The 25041-nt window shown below is 70.9% G+C and carries 17 protein-coding genes and 1 pseudogene; 11 read left to right on the top strand and 7 right to left on the bottom strand.

Translation table 11 applies throughout. From position 1 onward, the window contains the following. The first annotated feature begins 53 nt into the window (after window positions 1–53). Together HCJ93_RS03790 and HCJ93_RS03785 are read left to right on the top strand one after the other, a co-directional pair. The gene (locus HCJ93_RS03790) at window positions 54–1271 is read left to right on the top strand and encodes a sensor histidine kinase (RefSeq protein ID WP_373563546.1); all 1218 of its coding nucleotides are present in this window, start codon (window positions 54–56) and stop codon (window positions 1269–1271) included. Between the two features lie 366 nt (window positions 1272–1637). Continuing rightward, window positions 1638–2984 carry a sensor histidine kinase gene (locus tag HCJ93_RS03785; protein WP_167991040.1) on the top strand — a complete coding sequence of 449 codons (1347 nt, stop codon included), beginning with the start codon at window positions 1638–1640 and terminating at the stop codon, window positions 2982–2984. A 74-nt stretch (window positions 2985–3058) separates the two neighbouring features. Here HCJ93_RS03785 and HCJ93_RS03780 read toward each other — a convergent pair whose 3' ends face one another. From HCJ93_RS03780 to HCJ93_RS03770, 3 genes are all read right to left on the bottom strand, one after another. Continuing rightward, complete coding sequence (locus HCJ93_RS03780) at window positions 3059–3961, bottom strand: Dyp-type peroxidase (protein ID WP_309141298.1); 903 nt, start codon at window positions 3959–3961, stop codon at window positions 3059–3061. Window positions 3962–4113: 152 nt separating this feature from the next. Continuing rightward, window positions 4114–4635 (bottom strand): hypothetical protein, encoded by a 522-nt coding sequence (locus HCJ93_RS03775; RefSeq protein WP_167991038.1) that lies wholly within the window; start codon window positions 4633–4635, stop codon window positions 4114–4116. Window positions 4636–4641: 6 nt separating this feature from the next. Beyond that, the gene (locus HCJ93_RS03770) at window positions 4642–5010 is read right to left on the bottom strand and encodes a hypothetical protein (protein ID WP_167991037.1); all 369 of its coding nucleotides are present in this window, start codon (window positions 5008–5010) and stop codon (window positions 4642–4644) included. A gap of 830 nt (window positions 5011–5840) precedes the next feature. On the opposite strand from HCJ93_RS03770, the pseudogene HCJ93_RS03765 reads away from it, so the two are divergent. The 3 genes and pseudogenes from HCJ93_RS03765 to HCJ93_RS03755 all read left to right on the top strand — a co-directional run. Then, window positions 5841–6452 (top strand): annotated as a pseudogene (locus HCJ93_RS03765) (replication initiator); the annotation flags it as partial. Then, a complete protein-coding gene (locus HCJ93_RS03760; protein ID WP_167991035.1) occupies window positions 6452–6676 on the top strand; it encodes a helix-turn-helix domain-containing protein in 225 nt (74 codons plus the stop codon). The pseudogene HCJ93_RS03765 and the gene HCJ93_RS03760, both read left to right, overlap by 1 nt. After that, on the top strand, window positions 6676–7983 hold the full coding sequence (locus tag HCJ93_RS03755; protein ID WP_167991033.1) for a tyrosine-type recombinase/integrase: 1308 nt from the start codon (window positions 6676–6678) through the stop codon (window positions 7981–7983). Before HCJ93_RS03760 ends, HCJ93_RS03755 begins: the two co-directional genes overlap by 1 nt. A gap of 83 nt (window positions 7984–8066) precedes the next feature. Here the strand turns inward: HCJ93_RS03755 and HCJ93_RS03750 are convergent, their stop codons facing one another. Continuing rightward, a complete protein-coding gene (locus HCJ93_RS03750) occupies window positions 8067–8513 on the bottom strand; it encodes a hypothetical protein (protein WP_167991032.1) in 447 nt (148 codons plus the stop codon). 16 nt (window positions 8514–8529) lie between these two features. Further along, the gene (locus tag HCJ93_RS03745; RefSeq protein ID WP_167991030.1) at window positions 8530–15456 is read right to left on the bottom strand and encodes an RHS repeat-associated core domain-containing protein; all 6927 of its coding nucleotides are present in this window, start codon (window positions 15454–15456) and stop codon (window positions 8530–8532) included. A 296-nt stretch (window positions 15457–15752) separates the two neighbouring features. Between HCJ93_RS03745 and HCJ93_RS03740 the strand changes: the two genes are divergently transcribed. The 4 genes from HCJ93_RS03740 (at window position 15753) to rarD (ending at window position 21043) form a co-directional block, all read left to right on the top strand. Beyond that, window positions 15753–16454, top strand: a complete 702-nt coding sequence (locus HCJ93_RS03740; protein ID WP_240967428.1) for a response regulator transcription factor — start codon at window positions 15753–15755, stop codon at window positions 16452–16454. A 297-nt stretch (window positions 16455–16751) separates the two neighbouring features. Further along, on the top strand, window positions 16752–18680 hold the full coding sequence (locus HCJ93_RS03735) for a 2-oxoacid:acceptor oxidoreductase subunit alpha (RefSeq protein ID WP_167991028.1): 1929 nt from the start codon (window positions 16752–16754) through the stop codon (window positions 18678–18680). Then, the gene (locus HCJ93_RS03730; protein ID WP_167991026.1) at window positions 18673–19752 is read left to right on the top strand and encodes a 2-oxoacid:ferredoxin oxidoreductase subunit beta; all 1080 of its coding nucleotides are present in this window, start codon (window positions 18673–18675) and stop codon (window positions 19750–19752) included. Before HCJ93_RS03735 ends, HCJ93_RS03730 begins: the two co-directional genes overlap by 8 nt. A 292-nt stretch (window positions 19753–20044) precedes the next feature. Then, window positions 20045–21043 carry an EamA family transporter RarD gene (rarD, locus tag HCJ93_RS03725; RefSeq protein ID WP_373563550.1) on the top strand — a complete coding sequence of 333 codons (999 nt, stop codon included), beginning with the start codon at window positions 20045–20047 and terminating at the stop codon, window positions 21041–21043. Between the two features lie 9 nt (window positions 21044–21052). On the opposite strand, the gene HCJ93_RS03720 is transcribed toward rarD, so the two are convergent. After that, window positions 21053–21679, bottom strand: a complete 627-nt coding sequence (locus HCJ93_RS03720) for a CGNR zinc finger domain-containing protein (RefSeq protein WP_240967426.1) — start codon at window positions 21677–21679, stop codon at window positions 21053–21055. A 21-nt stretch (window positions 21680–21700) separates the two neighbouring features. Between HCJ93_RS03720 and HCJ93_RS03715 the strand changes: the two genes are divergently transcribed. Together HCJ93_RS03715 and HCJ93_RS03710 are read left to right on the top strand one after the other, a co-directional pair. Further along, window positions 21701–22186, top strand: coding sequence for a VOC family protein (locus tag HCJ93_RS03715; RefSeq protein ID WP_167991023.1), 486 nt, complete (start codon window positions 21701–21703; stop codon window positions 22184–22186). 190 nt (window positions 22187–22376) lie between these two features. Then, window positions 22377–23327: a M28 family metallopeptidase gene (locus HCJ93_RS03710; RefSeq protein ID WP_167991022.1), complete on the top strand. Its 951-nt coding sequence runs from the start codon at window positions 22377–22379 to the stop codon at window positions 23325–23327. 100 nt (window positions 23328–23427) lie between these two features. Here HCJ93_RS03710 and HCJ93_RS03705 read toward each other — a convergent pair whose 3' ends face one another. Beyond that, window positions 23428–25041 carry a tetratricopeptide repeat protein gene (locus tag HCJ93_RS03705; protein ID WP_167991020.1) on the bottom strand — a complete coding sequence of 538 codons (1614 nt, stop codon included), beginning with the start codon at window positions 25039–25041 and terminating at the stop codon, window positions 23428–23430.

The following is a 25041-nucleotide window of genomic DNA, read 5'->3' as shown; positions in this document are numbered from 1 at the left end:
CCGGCGGGGGACCTCATGGCGCGGAGGCCCGGAGGCCGGGCAGGCTGATGTACATGACCGAACGTATCCCGCCCCGGGACCCGTCCGCGGGCACCGCGGTCCCGGCGTCCGCCGGCCCCGCCGACCACGGCGACAGCCCGCCGCCGCCCCGCTTCGCCTTCGACTCGCACACCTGGAGGGAGGTCGCCCACCTGCTGGCGAACCTCCCGTGCTCGCTGGTCGGCTTCACCTATGTGGCGACGGTGATGCTCACCGGTCTCGGGATGACCGTGACGGTGATCGGCTTCCCGCTGCTGGCGGTCGGCCTGCTGGGAGCGCGGCTGCTGGGCAGCTCCGAGCGGAGGCGGGCCCGGCTGCTGCTCGGTGTGCACGTGGACGAGCCGAGCCGGCTGCCGCTGCACGGCTCGGGCGGGTTCTGGCCGCGGCTGTGGCTGGCGGTGAAGGACCCGGTGGGCTGGCGTGCGGTGCTGTACGAGTCCGTCCGGCTGCCGTGGGGTGTGCTCACCTTCACCGTCACGCTGGTCTCGCTGTTCGTGCTGTGGCCGGTGGTGCCGTTCCTGGCGCGGGGGATGGCCAACGTCGACCGGGCGATGGTGCGCGCCCTGCTGTCGCCGTCGGACGAACTGGAGCGGCGGATCGCCGAGCTGGAGTCCGACCGGGGCGTGGTCGTGGACACGGCCGCGGCCGACCTGCGGCGCATCGAGCGCGATCTGCACGACGGCGCCCAGGCCCGCCTGGTGAACCTCGCCATGGGCCTCGGCCTGGCCAAGGAGAAGCTGCTGGAGGACCCGGACGCGGCGGCGGCGATGGTCGAGGAGGCGCACGGCGAGGTGAAGATGGCGCTGCAGGAGCTGCGCGACCTGGCCCGCGGCATCCACCCCGCGGTCCTCACCGACCGGGGCCTGGACGCGGCCCTGTCCTCCGTCGCCTCCCGCTGCACCGTGCCGGTCCAGGTGACGGTCGACCTGGACGAACGCCCCGCGGCTGCCATCGAGGGCATCGCCTACTTCACCGTCTCCGAGCTGCTGCAGAACGTCAGCAAGCACAGCGGGGCCCGGTCCGCCTCGGTCGACGTGTGGCGCTCCAAGACCCGGCTGTTCATACAGGTGCGGGACGACGGCAGGGGCGGCGCGCGCCTCGACGCCGGTACGGGCATGCGGGGACTCGCGGAACGCCTTGACGCGGTGGACGGCGTGTTCGTCCTGGACTCGCCGGAGGGCGGCGGCACCACGGTGACGGCGGAGCTGCCGTGGCGGGACCGGGAGAAGTAGCGAGCACGGCCGCGCGGCCATGTGCGCGGCCGGGCGGAGCAGAGCACTCTCGTACGGAACGGACGGACCACGCTCGTACGGAGCCGAGCACGCTCGTCCTGAGCGGACCGCGCGCGTACGGAGACGGACCACGACGTACGAGAACGGGCCACGACGTACGAGAACGGGCCATGTCGTACGAGCACGGGCCACGGCCGGGGCGCCGCCCGCTGCCGTGGTCCGAGGGCGGCACGGGCGGACCCGCCGCGCGGGGTGGGGTTAACCCCCGCTCCAAGACTGCGACGGACTCCATGGCCCCGCGACCAGCGCCGGAGCAGGCTGAAGTACGACAGCACAGCCGCCGGACGAGGAGTGAGGACGACGCCGATGGCCACGGACTACCACGCGGGCTACGGACTCGACGCGCAGGCGCCGGGCGGCCGGCACCGGCTGCCGGCCGCGCTGCGGGCGCCGGTCGAGCGACGTACCTGGCGCGAGCTGGGTTATGTGCTGCTGAGTCTGCCGATCAGCGTGCTGCTGTTCTCCTACGCGATCACCATGGTGTCGCTGGGCGCCGGTCTGCTGGTGACGTTCCTCGGGGTGCCGGTGCTGGCCGCGGGGCTGGCCGGCTGCCGGGGCCTCGGGGCGATGGAGCGGGCGCGGGCGCGGGGCCTGCTCGACCTGGAGGTCGGCGAGCCGGAGCCGCTGCGGATGAAGCGGCAGGGTCTCATGGCGTGGATCGGCGCGGTGCTCAAGAGCGGGGCGTCGTGGCGGGCCCTGCTGTACGCGGTGCTGCACATGCCGTGGGCGATCTTCGCCTTCACCGTCGCGGCCGTCGTCTGGTCGATGGGGTGGACGCTGCTGACCTACCCCCTGTGGTTCTGGGTGTTCCCGCTGTACGCCGGGCAGGGCGGCATCCAGCTCTACGGCGACGACCAGCACACGGTCTATCTGGACAACCCCTTCGAGATCACGGTGACGGCGCTGGTGGGTCTGCTGATCACCATGGCCGTGCCGTGGATCGTGCGGGCGCTGACGACGGTCGACCGGGTGATGGTGTACGGGCTGCTCGGGCCGTCCCGGCTGGCGACGCGGGTGGTGGAGCTGGAGTCCGACCGGGGTGTGGTCGTGGACACGGCCGCCGCCGATCTGCGCCGCATCGAGCGGGATCTGCACGACGGCGCCCAGGCCCGCCTGGTGAACCTCGCCATGGATCTCGGCCTGGCGAAGGAGAAGCTGCGGGAGGACCCGCAGACGGCGGCGCGGATGGTGGACGAGGCGCACGGCGAGGTGAAGACGGCGCTGCAGGAGCTGCGCGACCTGGCCCGGGGCATCCACCCCGCGGTCCTCACCGACCGCGGCCTGGACGCGGCCCTGTCCTCCGTGGCCTCCCGCTGCAAGGTGCCGGTCCAGGTGGAGGTGGACCTCCCGGAGCGGCCGGCCCCCGCCATCGAGGGCATCGCCTACTTCACCGTCTCCGAGCTGCTGCAGAACATCAGCAAGCACTCGGGGGCGACCGCGGCGAGCGTCGAGGTGTGGCGGGCCGGGAACCGGCTGATGCTGCAGGTCGTGGACAACGGGGTCGGCGGAGCCGACCCGGCCAGGGGTTCCGGCCTTGCGGGCCTCGCGGAGCGCCTGGACGCGGTGGACGGCGTACTGGTGATCGACTCCCCGGCCGGCGGCCCGACCCGCGTGACGGCGGAACTGCCCTGGCGCTCGGAGCGGGTGCGCTGAGCGTGGCTTCCCGGAGGTCGGGCGCCCGGCCCTGGTGCCGGCCGGGCGCCCGTGCTCATCGCTGAAGCAACTGGTCACGTCAGGGCTGCGAGCCAGCCGTCCCCGGGCGGCGGGACGAAGAAGTAGCCGCCGCCGACGGTGAGCGTGTACTTGGCCAGGGCCTCGCCCCGCAGACGGTGCTGGACGGCCTCGAAGCCCTTGGCCAGGTCGCGCTGGAAGCAGCAGAAGATCAGTCCCTGGTCGTCGGCGCCGCGCCGGTAGTTGTAGCTGCGCCGGACCAGGGGCGGCGGATGACGCCGGTCGGGGGCGGCCCTGCGGACATGGGAGTCCAGGGGCGTGGTTCGGCCGTGCGGGTCGGCGGCGAAGACGGGCCGCTCGTCGCTGGGGGTGCCGTCCAGCCACCGGCCGTCCCTGCGGCGGCCGATGATGCGCTCCTGTTCATGGATGCTGTCACGGTCCCAGAAGTCGGTCGCCAGCCGGATGATGCGGATCACCTGATAGCTGCCTCCGACCGCCCAGGCCGGCTCGTCCTGGTCGGCTGTGACGATCGCACGCTCGGCGACTTCCGCGGACGTGGCGGGGTTTCCGTACCCCTCGGTGAAGTGGAAGGGGTTGCGCGCCAGTCCCCTGCCGTCCTCCGTGCGGTTCTCCGGCCGGAATCCGTCCAGGCGCCAGCGCACCCGCCACTGGGGCAAGGCCCTCAGTGTCCGCTCCGCCGCCTGCCGGGTGACGCGGGCCGTCGTCCCGGTGATCTGCAGCAGAAGGTCCCCGTGGGACTGGGCGGGGTCCAGCACGTCGCCGGCGAATGCCGGCATCTGTCCGAGCTGCCGTGGTCTGCCCGACCGCGAGCCCAGGGCCCCTGCCCCCAGTGCCGCCCAGGCAGCGATCTCTCCGCCGTCGATCGCGGCGATGGCGCGATGTGCGGCGCGCAGGGCGTCGCGGCGGCGTTCGCCGTCCGCCAGGTCGAGGGAGATCACGCGGGTGCGAGGGAGGGGCGCCGTGCCGCGGAGGTGAGCAGGCTCACGGTCCGGTCGGGTGGGCGTTCCTCGTTGCGCTGCGACGACCAAACCGGCGGTCCCGAGGGCGGCAGCCGTCATGCCGCCGATCACCGCCCGTCTGCTTGTCCTGCTCACCTGGTGCTTCCGTGTCCCTTCTCCTCCGGTGGCTGCTCGTACTCCGGCGGGAAGGCTCGGAGGAGCTTGGCAGCCGTCTTGGACACCTTGGGGTCCGGGTTGCCGACCAGCTTCTTGATGACGGGGCGACCGGCCAGCACGGCCTGGTGCGCGTCCTTCTCCCACTGAACCTTGCGGGCGTAGTTGTGGCGGTACTTGGGACCGGCGTCCGCGGCTGAGCGACTCCATATGTGTGACGAGTAGATGTTGAGCAGGAGCTCCAACACCTCTGCTCTGCAGACGACTTGAGGAGTTGCGGCAAGGTCAAGCAGGAACGGAACGGTTGGGGCGGTGGCCTCGGAGATGACGAAATCGAGTTCGCACACGAGACAGGTCAGGTAGACAAGTGCCTCTTCGCCGGTCTCACGGTCCCCATACGCCACCTTGGCGAGCAGGGTGGGGATGTCCTTGGCCGATCCTCTGGGTACTTGGAAGTCGCCCCACGGGATGCGCCGCAATCCTTTCAGGATGGTTCCCATCTCAACTCACCGGCCGTGGTAGGTGTCGGCTATGCCCAGTCGGTCCAAGAATCTCGCACAGTCCTCACACGCAGGTATCAGCTTTCTGTTCGCCTTGTTCCCCAGCGGCACGTGAAGCATTGCGAGGCTGCGGCCTCCCTTGATCCTGTCCCCGGCCTTGAGGGCATCGATGATGCAGCCGATCTCGGCGCAGCCCCGGTGATGACCGAGTTGCCTGTACACCCGTCGCAGGACCAGGGGCCAGTCGAGTACCTCCTTCTCCGGCCGGTAGCGGCTGAAGTTGAAGTACAGGTTGCCGGAGGGCGTCCACAGGACACTGGTCGCGCCGCTGTTCTTGCCCGGCCCCATCCTCAGCAGGTCGGTGTAGACCCTCAAGGGGCAGACGAGCGGATTGTCGTTGTGGACGAGCAGCGCGGCATCGCCGACGAGGACGTAGTACGTGTGCGCGCCGGTCGGTCGTCATCTGAGTTTTTGCTGGTCAGCGAATTCCGGCCTGTCCGTGGGTGTGCGTGGAAGTGCCCTGTTGTGCGCCCGTGTTGCCGTCGGCGTTGCCGTCAGACGGCTACGTACGTGAGGGCGGTGGAGTGGGGTTTGGCCGGTGTCCTGCCCGGGTTGGGGTCGGGCATGGTCAGGGGGCCGTACGCTGGCCCGGCAACTCGGGCAGGTCGTGATCCTGCCCGGAATTTGAACGAGTGGCCCCCTGGCCTTGCCCGACGCGGGCCCCGGCCCGGGGAGGTGGGTAAAGCGCACGGAGTCGACCGACCCCACCTCCGGGCCCCCGTCCCGGCCAACTCCCCGTCGTCGCCTCGCCGTCGGCCTGGCGTTCGTCGTGCGGGCGCGTCCGGCTTCTCTGCGCTTCCGGTGATCCGCTACGCGTTTCTGTGCGGCCTGGTCGCTGGCCGGCCCGCGGTGGCGGAGCCGAGAGCGGGCCGGGTGGGCGGCCGTGCCGCGCGCGACCCGCGTCAGCGGGTCGCCTTGAAGACGTAGAGAAAGTTTGGACGCGTCCCGCTTCGGCGGTATTGTCCGGTCCCGGTAGATGCTTGACACTTCGGTCCCAGCTGATGGTTGACAGTGGCCGTGTTCGGCTTTTCTGTGCGCGTCGTTGCGGCGTGTGTGGGGAGGCCGGGATTGGCGCTGGTGGAGCCGCCGCCGCCGCGCGAGTCCGCATCACGGTCGCCTCGGATGCGGTCGGGGAACGCGAACTCGGCTGGGGCGAACAGTTCGACGTACGTGAGATCGCCTCCTTCGGCGCTGACGCCGAGTTCACCGATCAGGCGGTGGCCGCCTACGTGGCGAAGTACGCCACCAAGTCCGCCGATGCCTCCGGCGCCCTTGACCGTGCCCTGTTCTGCCGCCCCTGCCAGGGACGCGGCGCCACCGTGCTGCCCCACGGAACGCCGCTCCCCTGCACCGCGTGCGACGGCACCGGGCAGGCCCGGCCGCTGCCCCGCCTCGCCGTGGCCCGGCACGTCCGGCAGATGATCCGCACCTGCTGGGAGCTGGGCAGGCTGCCGGAGTTCGCCGACCTCAAGCTCTGGAAGTGGGCGCACATGCTCGGCTTCCGGGGCCACTTCTCCACCAAGTCCCGCAGCTACTCCACCACCCTGGGCGCGCTGCGCGCCGCCCGCCGCACCTGGCGCACCCAACAGGCCCGCACGCACGCCGGCCTGCCCGAGACCGACCCGGCGACCACGCTCGTCGTCGGGCGCTGGGACTACCTCGGCTCGGGCTACAGCCCCGGCGCCTCGCTGCTCGCCGCCGCCGTCTGGCATCGCAGAGAACTTCAACGGCAGTTCACGGCCGAAGGGGGCTGTTGATGGCCTCGCCCCCGCCCGCCGTCCTCCACACGGAGGCGGCACCGGCGCTGGATCTGCTCACGGTGCCCCAGGTCATGGCACGCCTCCAGCTCGGCCGGTCCGCCGTCTACGACCTCATCCGCACCCGCCAGCTCGCCTCCATCACCCTCGGCCGAGCCCGCCGCATCCCCACCCACTCCCTCACCGACTTCATCCGCACCCGCCTCGAACAGGACGCCGCCTGATGACCACACCCCGCGACAGCGCCCCCTCCCGCCGCGTGCGCGCCAACGGCGACGGCACCGTCTACCAGCGCAAGGACGGCCGCTGGGAAGCCGCCGGATACGTCCTCGCCCCAGGCAACACCCGCAAGCGCATCCGCGTCTACGGCACCACCCGCAAAGACGCCCTGGCCAAGCTCACCGAGAAGATCGCCGCCAGCAACCGCGGCGTCCCCGTCCCGTCCGCAGCGGGCAGCGTGGCCACGTACCTGACGTACTGGCTGGAGAACGTCGCCGTCCACCACCTCCGCGAGAACACCCACACCCGCTACACCGCCTGCGTCAACCGATACCTCATCCCCGGCCTGGGCAAGAAGAAGCTCGCCAAGCTCACTGCCAAGGACGTCCGAACCTGGCTCAACCAGCTCCGCACCACCTGCCAGTGCTGCACGCACGGCATCGACGCCCGGCGCGACCAGCCCCGCTGCTGCGCCGCCGGCCGGTGCTGCTCCAAGCTACTCTCCCCGCTGACGCTCACCTACATCCACTCCGTGCTCAAGTCCGCCCTGGAGCACGCCGTCCGGGAGGAAGAGATCCCGCGCAACGTCGCCCGCAACGTCCGCACCGGCACCCCACGGCCCCGACGCTTCGAACCCCTCACCGCCGACGAAGCCCGCCGACTCCTCACCACAACCCAGAGTCATCGGCTGCACGCGCTGTTCGAACTCGCCCTCCACACCGGACTCCGCAAGGGCGAACTCCTCGGCCTGCGCTGGGAAGACCTCGACCTCGACGCGGGCACCGCCGCCATCCGCCGCACCCTTCAGCGAACCGCCGCAGGCGGGCTCACCACGCTGCCCACCAAGACGCGGGCCTCCGAGCGCCGCATCGCCCTCCCCACCCGCTGCCTCCAGTCACTGAAGCTCCACCACGAACAGCAGCAGCGCGAGCGTGAGGCCGCGGGCACGACGTGGCTGCACGACGGGCACGTGTTCACCACGGTGCAGGGCAGACCGATCGACCCGACCAACCTCACCCGCACCCTCCTCACGCTCCTCCGCAAGGCCAGCCTCCGCCGCATCCGCTTCCACGACCTCAGGCACTCAACCGCCACCCTGCTCCTGGAGCAGGGAGTCGAGCTCGTCGTGATCAAGGAACTCCTCGGCCACGCCCACATCGGCGTCACCGCCACGGTGTACGCCCACGTCCGACTCCGCCTCCAGCGCAACGCCATCGACAGCCTCAGCACCACACTCGGAACCCTGGGAATCACCGAGACGGCGCGCTCCGGCGGCGATGAACCGCCACCCTGCAACGCGCTTGTCCGCTGACGTTGCCGTCAACTACTGCCGTCAAGACGGCGAGAGGCCCCGCCAGAGCCAGCTCTGGCGGGGCCTCTCAGCGTCGAGTCAATTCACGACAACAATTCGCGACGAGACTCCGAATAGGAGTCCGCGTTCTCCGGGAGAAGCTCCGACATCTTGCCGAAGAACGCCGCTCCCGCACCCCTCAGCGCCGCCACGAAATCAGACGTTGAAACGCTCGCCTTCTTCGCGCCGTTGCCCGATTTCGCCGAAACGAGAACCTGAGACCCTTGCTGTCGGAAAGAGAGCTCAATCGGCTGATCCGGGAAATAAGTCGCCGCGTACCCTGCGGCCGAGAGTTGCGGGACCATGCTGGCCACGTATGCCCACAGCTGGTCAACGTAATCCCATTCACTGATCCCGATGATCTCAACTCCGTGGATGGCGATTCGCACCGCACCCTCGACGTAGTCGGCATCAGCTGGGCGGGCGGTGCAGGCATCAACCTGCACGAACTTGCCGCCCGAATCCCTCAGGTACGTCTCGATCTCGATCACGCCGCGATTCCTCATGTCAGGGAGTAACAGGGTAGAACTGGCCTACTCGGCCTTTATTCATGCCGAGAACATAGTCGACTCCATTGACGTTTCCCTGAATCTGATACATGCCCCTGCTTCCTCGCTGAACGAGCGTTTCCCTGTTCTGGCGCATGACCTGCCCGATTGCGTCCTGAACATCAGCAACGCTCATCTTGGGGTCGAAGAAGGACTGCTGAGCCTTTACCGATCCATCCCACATTTTCGGATGATGACGAGTGAGGATGTGCTCCATTCCCTTCTTGTCCAGAAGGAAGGTCTGGTTCCCGAACTGGAAGCGTTGGCTGCTCCAATCCCGGAGGGCCGGAATGCACCCTCCACTGTTGTGAACCAGGACCGGAGTCTGTCCTGCCAGCACATAGTACGTGTGCAGTCCGTCGACGGTGAGGTTGTAGACCGCCGTCGACCGGATGTGGTGCCGGATCGCGGTGATCTGGACCCAGGTGCCGGCGCTGGTCTGCAGCCACTGACCAGCCTTCAGGTCACCTGCCTCGACCCACCGGTGCAGCTCCGGCACCCAGAACGGGTGACCGTCGGTGGCCGTGATCGTGCTCGCCTTGCTGCCGCCGTCGGATCCGCCGGTGTCCACGGTGATGTCGACGAGCTGTTTCTCCCCCGTCCCCTTGATCAGCGCGGTGACCTTGCGCGGCCCGCTCTCACCGGTTTCGGGGTCGGTGGCGATCACCGTTTCGCCGACGGCGACGTCCTTGATCGGCTTTCTGGTCCCGTCGGCCATCAGGACCGGTGTGTCGCCGGTGAAGCTGTTGGGGGCGGGGCACCCGGCCACACGTGTGCTCGCCCGGCCGGCGAGTGCGGCGCCCATGCCCTCGCCGAGCATGCCGGCCAGGCAGCCGGTCGCGGCGGCCTGACCCACCTGGCCCCAGCTGACCTTGCGGCCGGACAGGCGCTGGGTGAGCCAGTTCATGCCCCCGTCCAGGATCCCCCCGACGACACACCCGGCGATCATGGGGTTGTTGCCGGAGGGGTCCGTGTAGGTGGTGGGGGACGCCAGGGCGTACTGGTAGAGGTTGACTCCGCCGGAGTGGCCGCTGGGGTCCTGGGAGATGAATCGTCCGGTCTGCGGGTCGTAGTACCGGTCGCGGTAGTAGAGCAGGCCGGTGCCGTCGTCCTCGCGGCCGGTGAAGGTGTGGGTGTTCGACGTGGGCTCGCCGGAGACGGTGGGCATGCCGCCCGGTTCGTAGGCGTAGCTGGTGGCGAGGGAGCCGTCGGTGCCGGCCAGGCCGACCACGGTGCCGAGCGCATCGGTCAGGTAGATGCGGGTCTCGCCCTTCTCGGTGCGGGTCAGGAACTGGTCGAGCCCCGAATTGACCAGCGTGGCGGTCGTCGCCCCCGAACCGTCCTGCTCCACCAGAGGGTTGGCGCCGTCGGTGAGATAGCGGCTGGTGGTGCCGTCGATCGTCTTGGTGAGGCGACCGCCGAGCGGGTCGTAGCCGAACGCCGAGGTGGTGCCCGCCTTGGTCAGTCCGGTGAGTTCGCCACGGGCGTTCCAGGTGTAGGTGCGCAGGCCGTCGCCGGTGAGCCGGCCGTTCGCGTCATAGGTGAAGGTGCGGCCGGCGTAGCTGGTGATGCGGTTGTCCTTGCCGAACCGCGTTCCGCTCTCCTCGGCCGGCAGGGCCACTTTGGTCAGCGCCCCGCTCAGTCCAATCTGCAGCGAGCGCTGGTCGCGTGCGTAGTCCAGGGTGCCGATGGTCCTGGTGCCCCGCTGGTACGCGATGGACGTGATGACGCCGGTCGCGTCGTAGCCGGTGGTGCGGGTGATGCCGCCGGGCAGTGAGGCGGACTTCTCCCGGCCCACCGCGTCGAGTCCGAACGTGACCTCCTGGGCCCCGGACTTCACCGAGGTGAGGATGTCGGAAGCGTCGTAGCCGTAGGTGGTGGTGGTCCCGGCCGCGGTCATCCGGGTGCGCCTGTCCCCGGCGTCGTACGCATAGCCGACCGTGCCGGTCGGGCCGGTGGTGGAGGTCAGGCGGTCGTAGACGTCGTAGGTGAAGGACCGGTTGCCGGCCTGGCTGTCGCTGACCTGCTTGAGCAGGTCGTGGTCGTCGTAGGTGTACGCGACGGTGGACTCTGCCCGGCCGGCGGCATCCACGCCGTACCGGGTCTGCTTGGGCCGGCCCAGCACGTCGTACTCGGCCACGGCCGACAGCCCCGACCGGTCGGTCGCCCGCTCCAGCAGACCCGCTGCGTTGTAGGAGAACCGGGCCTGCGCGCCGAGCGGGTCGGTGGCGGACGTCGGGCGGTCGGCGTCGTCGTAGGCCCACTTGGTGGTGTTGCCGCGAGGATCGATGAGGCCCGTCAGGTTGCCGTTGGCGTCGTATTCGAGGGTGGTCCTGTGGCCCAGGGGGTCGGTGACCTCACGGGCCTGGTTGAGTACGTCGTAGGAGACGGTCGTCAGGGAGCCCGCCGCGTCGGCCAGGGCAGTCACCCGTCCGGCGGCGTCCGTGAACTGGCGGGTGACCCGGCCTTCGGCGTCCTTCGTGGAGACCAGGTCGCCGTGGTCGTAGGTGTATTCGGTGGTGGCGTTCGCGTTGTCGGTGACCTTCTTGATCTGGCCGTCCGCGGCCAGGGTGAAGGTCGTCCTGCGGCCCTCCGGATCGGTGATGGTCCGGAGGTCTCCGGTGCCGGTGTAGGTGAAGGTGGTGGTGTGCCCCAGCGAGTCGGTGATCTTCGTGGGCTGGTCGTAGGGCCCGTCGAACACCGTCGTCCCCGAGGACCGGGCGTCGGCGGTGCCGGCGAGTTCCACGGCCGAGGTGACATGCCCGTTGGCGTCGTACTTCAGCTCGGTACGCCGGCCGTGAGGATCGACCACGGCCATGATGCGGTGGGCGGCCCCCCGCTCGTAGACGGTCTTGCGGGCCAGTGAGGTGCCGTAGGCCTCGGTGTCGCTGACGGCGAAGCCCGAGCCGTCGAACTCCACCCGGCGGACGGATCCGCCCGGTTGGGTCACCTCCGTCGCCGTGACCTGACCGGGGCCGGTCATGGTGTAGGCGAAGGAGTACACCTGCCCTTCGGCGAGCCTCTGCTGAGTGACTCTGCCGTCGGCGTCGAAGGCGTTCGTCATGTAGACGACGCCGCGGGCGTCCGTGGCGGTCTTGATGCGGTTGGAGGTGCCGTCGTAGGTGTACGACATCACCTGGCCGGCCGGGTCGGTGACCGTCTTCAACCGCCCCGCACTGTCGTAGGTGTAGGACGTCGTGCGGCCGGTGTTGTCGCGGGCCCGGGTGACGCGGTGCTGGTCGTCGTACGTGAGGGAGATCCAGCGTCCGCCGGGGGTGGTGATGGTGGTGATGTCGCCCTTGGTGCCGTTGGACCGGGTGAGGCGGACCGCGTTGCCGTGACGGTCGCGGATCTCCTTCAGCGGCCCGTACCAGGGGAAGGTGAACTCGGTCCCGTCCCGCAGCACCAGGTGCCAGCTGCTCTTGTGCTGCGTGATGCTGGCGCCGTCCAGCGCGGTGGGGGAGCCTTCCGGCTCGAAGACGACATCCCTGTAGTCGGAGCCCGTCTTCCGGATGAAGTGCACCTTCCGGCCGCCCGGCAGGTACAGGTCCACCTCGCTGTACAGGCGCCGGGAGTGCAGATACATGTTGTAGGACAGGTCACGGCCGATACCGAAGGCACGGGAGCGGGTGTCGCCCTGCCAGTAGGTCCGGGTGACCTCGGCCGGGCCCAGCGGGTCGGCGACGGCGAGGTCGGTGCGGGAGTCCGTGAGCAGGCCGGTCTGCAGGTCGACCGGGTCTCCCGACAGCCAGTCGACGATGTCCGCGACGCGGGAGATGTCGAACGGGATCGCGTCGGAGACGCTGATCATGGCCCCCGTGAAGGCCCAGATACGGGTCTTCCGGTCCGGTACGACCTGCTTGCCGTCGCGCGTGACGGTCCCGTGGCCGTAGGTGTGCCAGCCCTTGTCCGCCGGGTCGTAGGCGAGGAAGTCGACGCGGGAGCCCGGCGCTTCGTGCGTGTAGTTCGGGTAGATGATCTGGGCGCCCTCGGGGAAGATGTAGGTGCCGCCCGGCTGCACCGTGAAAAAGACGGGGACGGCACTGTTCTCCGGCAGCGGGAAGGGCGAGCGGTCCACCGGGATCGCCGTGATGCCCAGCTCGGTGACCGTCCTCCCGTGCTCGTCACGCACCACGGAGCCCTTCGGGAGGCGTACCTCAAGTCCGGGGATCTTCGGGGTGGTCAGCGTGACGTCGGCCTTCGTGGGCGCGTCGAGGGTGACCGTGTGCCTGGTGTCCAGGGGGGACATCCACACGGGGAAGCCCAGGTCGGTGCTCCGGCCGGCGACCGGGTGGATCCGGATGTCGTACCGGCCGTACGTCCGTGTCCTCGTACTGGCGCTCGCCCCGTCCACGACCAGCGTGGTGGCGTCGGGGCTGATGCCGGACAGCAGGAAGCGTCCCCGGGCGTCCGTGCGGCCGGTCCTGGCGCCGACCCGGACGGTGACGCCGGCCAGCGGCGTGCCGTCCAGCTTCAGCACATGGCCGGTCAGGGCGGTACGGCCGGGCGGGGCGCGCAGCCGGGGCGGGGCCTTGGGGGCGGCGCCGCGCCCGGTGGTCCAGTCCCGGCCGCTGAGGTTCCGTTTGCCCGGCTGCCAGGCATCGGGGCCCGTCGGCACCACACCGGCGGCCTCCTTCGCCTTGGCCGCCTTGGCTTCGGCCTGCTTCTGCAGCGCGTCGCACTTGTCGGCGCGCACCTCGGCGTGGTCCGGCACCAGCAGCGGCAGCCGCTGGGCGAGGCATACGGCCGGCAGGGGGATCTGCGGGACCTTCGCGGTGAGGGTGCCGCGGACTGCGGCGGCGGAGGCAACCGCCTTGAGCGACAGCTGGACGCTTCCCGTGCCCGCGGCGCTGGGATTGATCAGAACGGTGTAGGTCCCGGTTTCGGGGAGGTCCGCCAGGGCGATCGTGCCCGAGGCGCCGGCCGACACCAGGCGCTTGCTGACCACGGCGGCACCGGTCGGGGCCAGTACGGTCACTGCCAGGCTCTTGGTGAAGGCGTTGGACGCCAGGCCGAGCGACAGGTCGTCCCCGGCCTCGGCCGTGAAGGAAGCACCGATGTTCTGTCCGGGCCGGGTGACGGTGGCCCTGGTCGTGCTTCCGTCGCGGGGCAGGAGACCGGCGTCCGCCGGGCGCGAGAGCGTCAGGGTCACCTTGCCCGTGTCGAGCTTCCTGCCCGCGACGCGCACGGTGTACGTGCCGGCCGCGGGCAGCGCGTCGCTGTCCCAGTCGCTGTCGCGGCCGGGCGACGTGGTGAAGCTCTCGGCCTTCTTGCCGTCCGGTCCGGTGACCGTGACCGTCGCATAGCTGGGCACGGTGGTTCCGGATGCCCCCAGGCTGAGCCGGTCGCCGGCCTGAGCGGTGAAGGTCGCGAGCCCGTCCTGACCGGGCCGGGCGAGATCGAAGGTCGTCGACGGAGCCGTCGGTGTGAGCGTGCCGCCCTGCGCATAGTGGGACACGGCGACCTTGACGGTTCCGGTCCCGCCCTCGTCCGGGTCGCAGCGCAGCGTGTACTGGCCGGTCCGGGGCAGCGAGTCGATGTCCACCGAGTTGCCGTCGCCCTTCGGTACGGGCAGGTAGTCCGCCTGCGTTCCGTCCGGCAGGTACACGGAGCACCGCACATAGCTGCTCATCTCCGCGGCGTCGACGCCGACGCTGAGGGACTCGCCCTTGGCCGCGGTGAACGTCCAGGCGCCGTCCTGCCCCATGCGGGACAGCGCGGTACTGGCCACCGGGCCGTCGAAGGTGAGCGGCTCGCCGGCCGGCTTGGACACCATGACGGCCACCGAGCCGGTGTCGTCGGAGCGCGGGTCGACGACGAACTGGTACGTCCCGGACTCGGGCAGCCCCGTGACCTCCCAGTCCGCAGACAGACCACTGAAGCTGGTGGATGCGACGACGGCGCCCTGCGGGGAGACGAGGCTGATGTCAGCGCGGGAGGAGAACGACGCCCCCTGCAGCCCGAAGCCGACCGTGTCACCCCGTTCGGCGTCGAAGAGGACCCGGGCCTTGTGCCCGGCCGACGCCACCGTGATCTGCGACGGGTCCGCATCGGACGTGGAGGCGCGCATCGTCGTGTCGAACAGCGCCTCGCCGGAGTCCCGGGTGACCGTGAAATCGCCCGGTGCGGTGGCGGAGCCGTCCGGCGTGGCCACCTCCACGCGTCCGGTGCGGGCATTGGGCGGCACCTCGACGGTGAGCGACGTGGCCGTGCGCTCCTTCACCTCGGCGACGATGCCGTTGAACCGTACGACGTTGTCCGTCACGGTCCCGGCGAACCCCGAGCCGGTCAGCACGACCCGGTCGCCGGGCTCCCCGGACTGCGGCTCGGCCTTGGAGACCGCCGGCCCGGAGGGGGCCACCGTGAAGGACTCCGTTGCCTCCGCGGTCCTGCCGCCCACCGACACGGTCACCTTCCCGCTCACCGCGTCCGACGGCACGGTGACGACGAGACGGGTCGGAGAGGCGGAGCTGACCGTGGCCCTCTTTCCCCCCACGGTCACGGTGTGGGCGGAAGGGGTGGAGGAGAAGCCGGTGCCGGAGATGGTGATCTTCGCGCCCGGCGCGGCCCGGACCGGCACGACCGAGAGCACCGACGGGGTGCTGGAGGGGTACCGGTCGATGCCGAGCCGGTTTCCGGCCTCGTCGTACCGGTAGCGAGCGGTCTCGCCGTCCGGGTCGGTCACGCCGACCAGCCGGCCGGCGGCATCGTAGGCGTAGACGGCGTTGTCGGTGGTGGGTGCCGCAGCGGAGTCCGCGGATGCGGATGCGGATGCGCCGGGAGGCTGAGGGGGCGGCGCGGGCTTCGCCGGAGCGGCGTCCCCGGTCGCACGAGGCCGGGTCGGTACGGCGTCGGCCGTCACCGTTCCGGCAGTCAGTGCGACCACCAGCAGGCCCACCGTCAGCAGCCGTCGCCGCCGCTGTCCGGCCCCACGCAGAAGTAACCCCCGCGACCGCATTGCGCCCCTCCCCACAGCACCTCACGGGTCACATGCACCCCGTGTCCCCCCCACGACGTACAAGCCGGATCACCATAAACACCGACTGTCATGAATGCGACACACAGCGCGAGGTATGGCCGAGATTGATCTCGTCGGGGCCGGACCGTGTCGCTGCCGCCGGGACACCCGGCGCGCCCCCTCGACCCTCCGCATCCGCCCCGGAAGCTGGAATGCTGGACCACATGAGTTCGGGGATGCGGGGGGTCGAGAGCGTGGAGGACAAGGTGCGGGTGGTCATCGCCGAGGATTCCGTGTTGCTGCGGGAGGGGCTGACCCGTCTGCTGACCGACCGCGGGCACGAGGTCGTCGCCGGGGTGAGCGACGCCGAGGCGCTGATCAAGACCATCACCGAGCTGGACGACCGGGGGCAGCTGCCCGATGTGGTCGTGGCGGACGTCCGTATGCCTCCCACCCACACCGACGAGGGCGTGCGCGCGGCGGTGCAGCTGCGCAAGGCGCACCCCGGGCTCGGGGTCCTGGTGCTGTCGCAGTACGTGGAGGAGCGCTACGCCACGGAGCTGATCGCCGGCTCCAGCCGGGGCGTCGGCTATCTGCTCAAGGACCGGGTGGCCGATGTGCGTGAGTTCGTGGACGCGGTGGTGCGCGTGGCCGAGGGCGGTACGGCCCTGGACCCGGAGGTGGTGGCGCAGCTGCTCGGCCGCAGCCGCAAGCAGGACGTGCTCGCGGGGCTCACCCCGCGCGAGCGGGAGGTGCTGGGCCTGATGGCCGAGGGCCGGACGAACTCGGCGATCGCCAAGCAGCTGGTGGTGAGCGACGGTGCCGTGGAGAAGCACGTCAGCAACATCTTCATGAAGCTGGGCCTGTCTCCCAGTGAGGGCGATCACCGGCGGGTGCTGGCCGTCCTCACGTATCTCAATTCCTGAGATTCCTGAGATTCCTGAAGAGTCTCCTGAGATCCCTGAAGACTCCGTCGTCCTCGGACCCCCGTCCGGCCGAACCGTGGGCCGTGCCCGCGGCGTCTTCGGCGGTGCGGCACCCGGGCGCCGCACCAGCGGTGATCCAGGGGCGGCTGGGTACGGCCGGTGCGCCGTGTGAAGTGCGACGCACGTCCAAAATGCGAATCACTCAAGGAAGGCGACCCTTACGGACGTAGGGTTGATCCCGGGAGGGCCTGCGGGAAGGCCCGGCCCGGACAGCCGCCTCGAGGGAGGTCCAGTTCAGTGACCAGCCAGGTCAGCAGCCCAGCGGAGCACGCCGACGGTGCAGTCGTGGGAGAGCAGCGCACAGCGGCGGGGTCGAAGGACGTCCGCCGCCTGGACCGGGTGATCATCCGGTTCGCGGGGGACTCGGGTGACGGTATGCAGCTCACCGGCGACCGTTTCACCTCGGAGACCGCGTCCTTCGGCAACGACCTGTCGACGCTGCCGAACTTCCCGGCCGAGATCCGCGCCCCCGCCGGCACCCTGCCCGGCGTGTCGTCCTTCCAGCTGCACTTCGCCGACCACGACATCCTCACCCCGGGTGACGCGCCGAACGTGCTGGTGGCGATGAACCCGGCCGCGCTCAAGGCCAACATCGGCGACCTGCCGCGCGGCGCGGAGATCATCGTCAACACGGACGAGTTCACCAAGCGGGCGATGCAGAAGGTCGGCTACGAGACCAGCCCGCTGGAGGACGGCTCCCTCGACGGCTACCACGTGCACCCGGTGCCCCTGACGACCCTCACCGTCGAGGCGCTGAAGGAGTTCGACCTCACCCGCAAGGAGGCCGAGCGCAGCAAGAACATGTTCGCGCTGGGCCTGCTGAGCTGGATGTACCACCGGCCGACCGAGGGCACGGAGAAGTTCCTGAGGTCGAAGTTCGCCAAGAAGCCGGACATCGCGGCGGCGAACATCGCCGCGTTCCGGGCGGGCTGGAACTTCGGCGAGACCACCGAGGACTTCGCGGTCTCCTACGAGGTCGCCCCGGCCGCGACCGCGTTCCCGCCGGGCGTGTACCGCAACATCTCCGGCAACCTCGCCCTGTCCTACGGGCTGATCGCCGCGTCCCGCCAGGCGGACCTGCCGCTGTTCCTGGGCTCGTACCCGATCACCCCGGCCTCGGACATCCTGCACGAGCTGAGCAAGCACAAGAACTTCGGTGTGCGCACCTTCCAGGCGGAGGACGAGATCGCCGGCATCGGTGCGGCGCTCGGTGCCGCGTTCGGCGGTTCGCTGGCCGTGACCACCACCTCCGGTCCCGGTGTGGCGCTGAAGTCCGAGACCATCGGCCTGGCCGTCTCCCTGGAGCTGCCGCTGCTGATCGTGGACATCCAGCGCGGCGGCCCGTCGACGGGTCTGCCCACCAAGACCGAGCAGGCCGATCTGCTGCAGGCGATGTACGGCCGCAACGGCGAGGCTCCGGTGCCGGTGGTGGCGCCGCGCACCCCGGCCGACTGCTTCGACGCCGCGCTGGAGGCGGCCCGGATCGCGCTCACCTACCGCACCCCGGTGTTCCTGCTCTCCGACGGCTATCTGGCCAACGGCTCCGAGCCGTGGCGGATCCCGGACCTGGAGGAGCTGCCCGACCTGCAGGTGCAGTTCGCGCAGGGCCCCAACCACACCCTGGACGACGGCACCGAGGTGTTCTGGCCGTACAAGCGTGATCCGCAGACCCTGGCGCGGCCGTGGGCGCTGCCCGGCACGCCGGGACTGGAGCACCGCATCGGCGGCATCGAGAAGCAGGACGGCACCGGCAACATCTCCTACGATCCGGCCAACCACGACCTGATGGTCCGCACCCGCCAGGCGAAGGTCGACGGCATCGAGGTGCCGGACGTCGAGGTCGACGACCCGGACGGCGCGCGGACTCTGGTGCTGGGCTGGGGATCGACGTACGGGCCGATCACGGCGGCGGTGCGCCGGCTGCGCCGGGCGGGCCGGTCCGTGGCACAGGCGCATCTGCGGCACCTGAACCCGTTCCCGAAGAACCTCGGCGATGTGGTGCGGGCCTACGACAAGGTGGTGATCCCCGAGATGAACCTCGGGCAGCTCGCCACCCTCATCAGGGCGCAATACCTGGTGGACGCCACCTCGTACAACCAGGTCAACGGCATGCCGTTCAAGGCGGAGCAGCTCGCAACGGCTCTGAAGGAGGCCATCGATGGCTGAGACGTCCAGGGAAGGCACGGGCACGATCGAGGCTCTTTCCCTCGTGCCGAAGGCCGAGGGAAAGCAGTCCATGAAGGACTTCAAGTCCGATCAGGAAGTGCGCTGGTGCCCCGGCTGCGGCGACTACGCCATCCTGGCCGCCGTGCAGGGTTTCATGCCCGAGCTGGGGCTGGCCCGCGAGAACATCGTCTTCGTCTCCGGCATCGGCTGCTCGTCCCGCTTCCCGTACTACATGAACACCTACGGGATGCACTCCATCCACGGCCGCGCCCCCGCCATCGCGACGGGCCTCGCGGCCTCCCGCCGGGACCTGTCGGTGTGGGTGGTCACGGGTGACGGCGACGCGCTGTCCATCGGCGGCAACCATCTGATCCACGCGCTGCGCCGCAACGTCAACCTCAAGATCCTGCTGTTCAACAACCGGATCTACGGTCTCACCAAGGGCCAGTACAGCCCGACCTCCGAGGTCGGCAAGATCACCAAGTCGACGCCGATGGGATCGCTGGACGCGCCGTTCAACCCGGTGTCGCTGGCGATCGGCGCGGAGGCGTCCTTCGTGGCCCGCACCGTCGACTCGGACCGCAAGCACCTCACCGAGGTGCTGCGGCAGGCCGCTGCCCACCCGGGCACGGCACTGGTGGAGATCTACCAGAACTGCAACATCTTCAACGACGGCGCCTTCGAGGTCCTCAAGGACCGCAAGCAGGCGGAGGAGGCGGTGATCCGCCTGGAGCACGGGCAGCCGATCCGCTTCGGCGCCGACGGTGCCAAGGGCGTGGTGCGCGACCCGCAGACCGGTGATCTGCAGGTCGTCACCGTGACGCCGGAGAACGAGGCTCAGGTGCTGGTGCACGACGCGCACTCGGCGTCGCCGACCACCGCGTTCGCGCTGTCCCGGCTGGCCGACCCGGACACCCTGCACCACACGCCGATCGGCGTGTTCCGCTCGGTCGACCGGCCGGTGTACGACACGCAGATGGCCGACCAGCTGGACAGCGCCATCGAGCAGCACGGCAAGGGCGACCTGGCCGCTCTGCTGGCGGGCGGGGACACCTGGACCGTCGTCGGCTGAACCGGCGGCCGCAGCCGCCGGCCACGAGGCCCGGGCCCTCGCGGTCCGGGCCTCGTCGTCTGCCCGCCGGGTGCGCCCTGGCCCCCGGGCCCCGAGAAGCCCCCGACTGTCATGACCGTATGCCGATACGGGCATGACAGCCGGGGGGCTTCGGCGTTACCGTCGTCCGGGTGAGCTTTCGCTCGCACAGGTGATCGTCGGGCAGGGCGTCAGGCACGAAGGAGGGCCCGTGACCGGGAAGTCGGCCGCCGAACGGCGCATAGGACTGCTGAACGGCTTCGCGGCCTACGGCATGTGGGGGCTGGTCCCCCTCTTCTGGCCTCTGCTCAAGCCCGCCGGGGCGGTGGAGATCCTCGCCCACCGGATGGTCTGGTCGCTGTTCTTCGTCGCCGCCGCGCTGCTGGTCGCCCGCCGCTGGGCCTGGCTCGGCGAGCTGCTGCGGCAGCCGCGCAGGCTGGCCCTGATCACGGTCGCCGCGTCCGTGATCACCGTGAACTGGGGCGTCTACATCTGGTCGGTGAACTCCGGGCACGTCGTCGAGGCCTCGCTGGGCTATTTCATCAACCCGCTGGTCACCATCGCCATGGGCGTACTGCTCCTCAAGGAGCGGCTGCGGCCCGCGCAGTGGGCGGCGGTCGGCATCGGCGCGGCGGCGGTCCTCGTCCTCACCGTCGGCTACGGCCGCCCGCCGTGGATCTCGCTCGTCCTCGCCTTCTCCTTCGCCACGTACGGCCTGGTGAAGAAGAAGGTCAACCTCGGCGGCGTGGAGTCACTGGCCGCCGAGACCGCGATCCAGTTCCTGCCCGCCCTCGGCTATCTGCTGTGGCTGAGCGCGCAGGGCGACTCGACGTTCGCCGCGGAGGGCGCCGGACATGCGGCGCTGCTCGCCGCGACCGGCGTCGTCACCGCGCTCCCCCTGGTCTGCTTCGGCGCCGCCGCGATCCGGGTGCCGCTGTCCACGCTGGGCCTGCTGCAGTACCTGGCCCCGGTGTTCCAGTTCCTCCTCGGCGTCCTCTACTTCAAGGAGGCCATGCCGCCCGAGCGCTGGGCGGGCTTCACCCTGGTCTGGCTGGCCCTGACCCTCCTCACCTGGGACGCCCTGCGCACCGGCCACCGCAACGCCCGCGCCCTCGCCGCCGCGGCGGCGGAGGCGAAGCAGACGGGGGCGGCCGTGGCCGCCGGGCCGAACCAGCCCGAGCCCGCCCTGGCCACCGAAGGCAGCCGGCCCGCACCGGCGGCGGGGAACGTGCCCGCCGGCCCGGACACCGACCCGCTCGAAGCCCGGCCGTGATCTTCCCGGCTACGCCCCCTCCTGCGCCTCTCGGCGTGCCCGGTGGGCGCGGACCTTCGCGCGGTTGCCGCAGTGTTCCATGGCGCACCAGCGGCGGCGCCCCGGGCGGGAGGTGTCGACGAACAGGAGGCGGCAGTCATGGGCGGCGCACTCGCGAATGCGGTGCGCGTGGGGCCCGCTGAACAGGTCGATCGCGTCGCGGGCCACGGTGGACAGGAGCTGGGTGCCGGTGGCACCCGGGGCCCAGGAGCGGGAGCCGTCCGCGGTCAGGCGGGAGACGAGCGGGGGCTCGGCCGCGGCGGCGTTGATCAGATCCAGGTGCTCGTGCCGCAGCGGGCGTCCGTGTGCCCGGTCGGCGGTGAGCAGGAACAGGGCGTTGCGCAGGGCGCGGGCCCGAGCCAGCTCGGCCTCGTCGACGGTGAGGTCGAGACCGTCCGCGAGCCGGCTCTGCCCCGCCCAGGTCACCAGGTCGGCGGGGGTGTGCAGCACCTCGAAGCGGGCGTGGACGCCCGGGCCGCCGGTGGGCAGCAGTTCCAGGCAGAGGGCGCCCGGGTCGAAACGGTAGGGCGTCCCCTCGTGCGACATCAGGGTGAGACCCGGACCGTTCTTCCGTCCGTCCATTGCACCGCCGGCCATGTAACCAATATAGATGGTTACATGACGCAGTCACCGGAGCAGCCACCGGCACCGCCCGCACCCGTGCACTGGAAAGTGGTCGTCGACGCGAACGATCCGCACGGGCAGGCCGACTTCTGGGCCGCCGCCCTCGGCTACGTCGTGGAGGACAACAGCGCCCTGATCGGGAAGCTGCTCGCCGCCGGCGCCGTGCCCGAAGCGGCCGTCACCGAGCACCACGGCCGCCATGCGTTCCGGGACCTGGTCGCGGTACGGCACCCGGACGACCCCGTCGACGAGACCAGCGGCACCGGGCTCGGCCGGCGGCTGCTCTTCCAGCGGGTCCCGGAGAAGAAGACGGTCAAGAACCGCCTCCACCTCGACCTGCACCCCGGCGAGGGGCGCCGCGAGGGGGAGGTCGCACGGCTCGAGCGGCTCGGCGCGAGCGTGCAGCGGCATGTACGGGAGCCCAGCGGGACCTGGACCGTGATGCTGGACCCGGAGGGCAACGAGTTCTGCGTGCACTGACACCCCTGCGTGCGCCGACCGTCCTCCGATCGGCGACGCCCTTCCGATACCGATATGTGTGAAGCGCTGTCCTGATATCGCTCTTGACGGAGTGTCAGTTCACCTCGACCATCCAGGCACCCACTTCACAGTGGCGTGCCTGTGGGCACCCCGACCCACGGGCCTCCCCAACGGAATTCGGAGTCCCCACATGAAACTCTCCGTTTCCACCCGTGCGGCCACGGCCGGCGCCGTCGCGATGGTCACCCTCCTGGCAGGCGGCACGCTCGCCGACGCGACGACGACCACTCCCCCTCGGCCCGCCGCCGCACCCGACATCCCCGTCGCCGACGTCAAGGCGCATCTGACCCGGTTTCAGTCCATAGCCACCGCCAACGGCGGCAACCGCGCCCACGGCCGCCCCGGCTACAAGGCGTCCCTCGACTACGTGAAGGCCAAGCTGGACGCGGCCGGATTCACCACCTCCGTCCAGCAGTTCACCAGCTCCGGCCGCACCGGCTACAACCTCGTCGCCGACTGGCCCGGCGGCGACCCCGGCCAGGTCCTGATGGTGGGCGCGCACCTCGACGGCGTCTCCTCCGGCCCCGCCATCAACGACAACGGCTCCGGCTCGGCCGCCGTCCTGGAGACCGCGCTCGCCGTGGCACGCACCCAGTACCGGCCCACCAAGCACCTGCGGTTCGCCTGGTGGGGCGCCGAGGAACTCGGCCTGGTCGGCTCCCGCCACTACGTGAGCCGTCTGACCACCGGCGACCGCAACCGCATCGACGGCTACCTCAACCTCGACATGGTCGGCTCGCCCAACGCCGGGTACTTCGTCTACGACGACGATCCCGCGATCGAGAAGACCTTCAAGGACTACTTCGCCGGCATCGGCGTCCCCACCGAACCCGACACCGAGGGCGACGGACGCTCCGACCACGCCTCGTTCAAGAACGCGGGCATACCGGTCGGCGGACTGTTCACCGGCGCGGGCCGCCTGAAGTCGGCCGCGCAGGCGGCGAAGTGGGGCGGCACGGCGGGCCGTGCCTTCGACCGCTGCTACCACTCGTCCTGCGACACCACCGCCAACATCGACGACACCGCCCTGGACCGCAACAGCGACGCGATCGCCCACGCGGTGTGGGAGCTGTCCGCGTAGCGCAGGGCACTGTGCACGTCACGTACGTTGTGCGCGTCACGTACGGTGCGCACGGTGCATGCGGTGCGTACGTGCGTGCGGTACGGACGTTCGGCCCCTGTCAGTCCCGGCCGGCGCGTTCGCCCAGCCGTCCCATCCGGGCGCGGGCGGACTCCAGCTCCTCGATCTCGTCGGCGGCCGGGCCGCCCTCGGCGGCGAGTTCCGTCCACCGGGCGATCAGCTCCTCGCCCAGCTCCAGGCCGTGCCGGGGATCGCGCACCGCCCGCCAGGCGGTGGCGGCGCTGCGGACGTTGCCGTAGGCGGCCTCCGTGTCGCCGGTGCGGCGGCAGATCCCGGCGAGATCGAGGGAGAGCCGGAAGGCGCGCACCGGCTCGCCCGCCAAGTAGGCGATGTAGGCGGTCAGTTCGCCCAGCCGGAGCACCTCCGGGTGCTCCGGCCCCAGCTCGGCGGAGGCGTCGGTCATGGTCTGCTCGGCCAGGCGGGCCGCCTCGTCGATCCGGCCCTCCCGGACCGCGTCGTTGATCCGCCCCATGGGCTCGGCCAGCCGTGCCTCGTCGGGCACGGCGAGCGGTTCGTCCCCGAGCACCGCCTCGGCAACGGCGTCGAACCCGCGCGGCGGCGTCGGCTTCGGGTCCGGGGGCAGCCCGAGATCCTCCGGCTCCGCACGCGGTCCGGACTCGGGCGCCGGGGCCGGGTGGGGCTTCGTGTCCATGGCCGGGGGCGGCCCGAAGGCACCCGTCGGCGGCATGACCGTACCGGGCGGCACGGCGTCCTGGGGCTGGGAGAGCGCACGCAGCCGGAAGGTGGGTGCGGAGTCGCTCGGTACGTGCGGCTCGGGCACGACCCGCAACGGGAAGGTCGGGGCGGGATCGTGGACGGCTGCCTCGCCGGTTGTCTCCCCGGATGCCTTCCCGGCGGGGGTCGAGGCGGGATCGGTGTTCGCTTCAGGTGCGGCGCCCGACTCGGCTGCGGCACCCGTTGCGGCGGGCGGAACCGCGTCCGAAGGGCTGGCCGACGGCTGCGGCGAAGGCGGAGCCGTCGGGGCGTCCGGGGCGTCCGGGCTGGTGGCCGGACTCGGGTCGGTCACCGGCCTCCCGCTGCTCGCCGGAGGCACGGCGCTTGCCGGAGGCGGGGTGCTCGCCGGAGGCGGGGTGCTCGCCCAACTCCCGGTGCCCCCGGGAGGCGCCGTGCTCGCCGGAGGCGCGGTGTTCGCCGGACTGCCGGTGCTCGCCGGAGGCGGGGTGGATGACGGGGGCGGCTCCGGGACGTGGCGGAGCAGGTGGGTGGGCAGGTCGCGACCGCCGGACGGCGCCGCGGGCGGGGCAGGTGCGGGGGATGCCGCTGCCGCCGCGGCCGCCCCCATCCGCAGCGGCTCCCCCACCAGGTGGCTGGAGCCGTCCGGCTCGACCCGGAGCGGGACCACATAGCCGATGCGCTCGTCGTGCACGGTGGCGAGGACCGGGTGACCCGAGGCGATGGCGATGCGGTGCAGGCGGTCCAGTACCACCTGCTGGATCTCCTCACCGGGCCCGGCGACCACCGGCACCCCGCCGACCGAGGCATGGACCGAGGCACCGCTCGGCGCGCCGGGAACGCCGGCCCGCGTACCCGGCACCGGCAGAGGAACATGGACGTCCATCGGCGCCGTCCCGGGCTCCGCCGCGTGGACGGCCTCCGCTTGTTCCCGCTTCTTCTCGCGGCTGAGTCGAGCCAT

The sequence above is a fragment of the Streptomyces composti genome, assembly GCF_012034205.1.
Taxonomy (GTDB): domain Bacteria; phylum Actinomycetota; class Actinomycetes; order Streptomycetales; family Streptomycetaceae; genus Streptomyces; species Streptomyces composti.
Note: the sequence above shows the minus strand (reverse complement) of the source record. Positions and strands in the feature narration are given on the sequence as shown.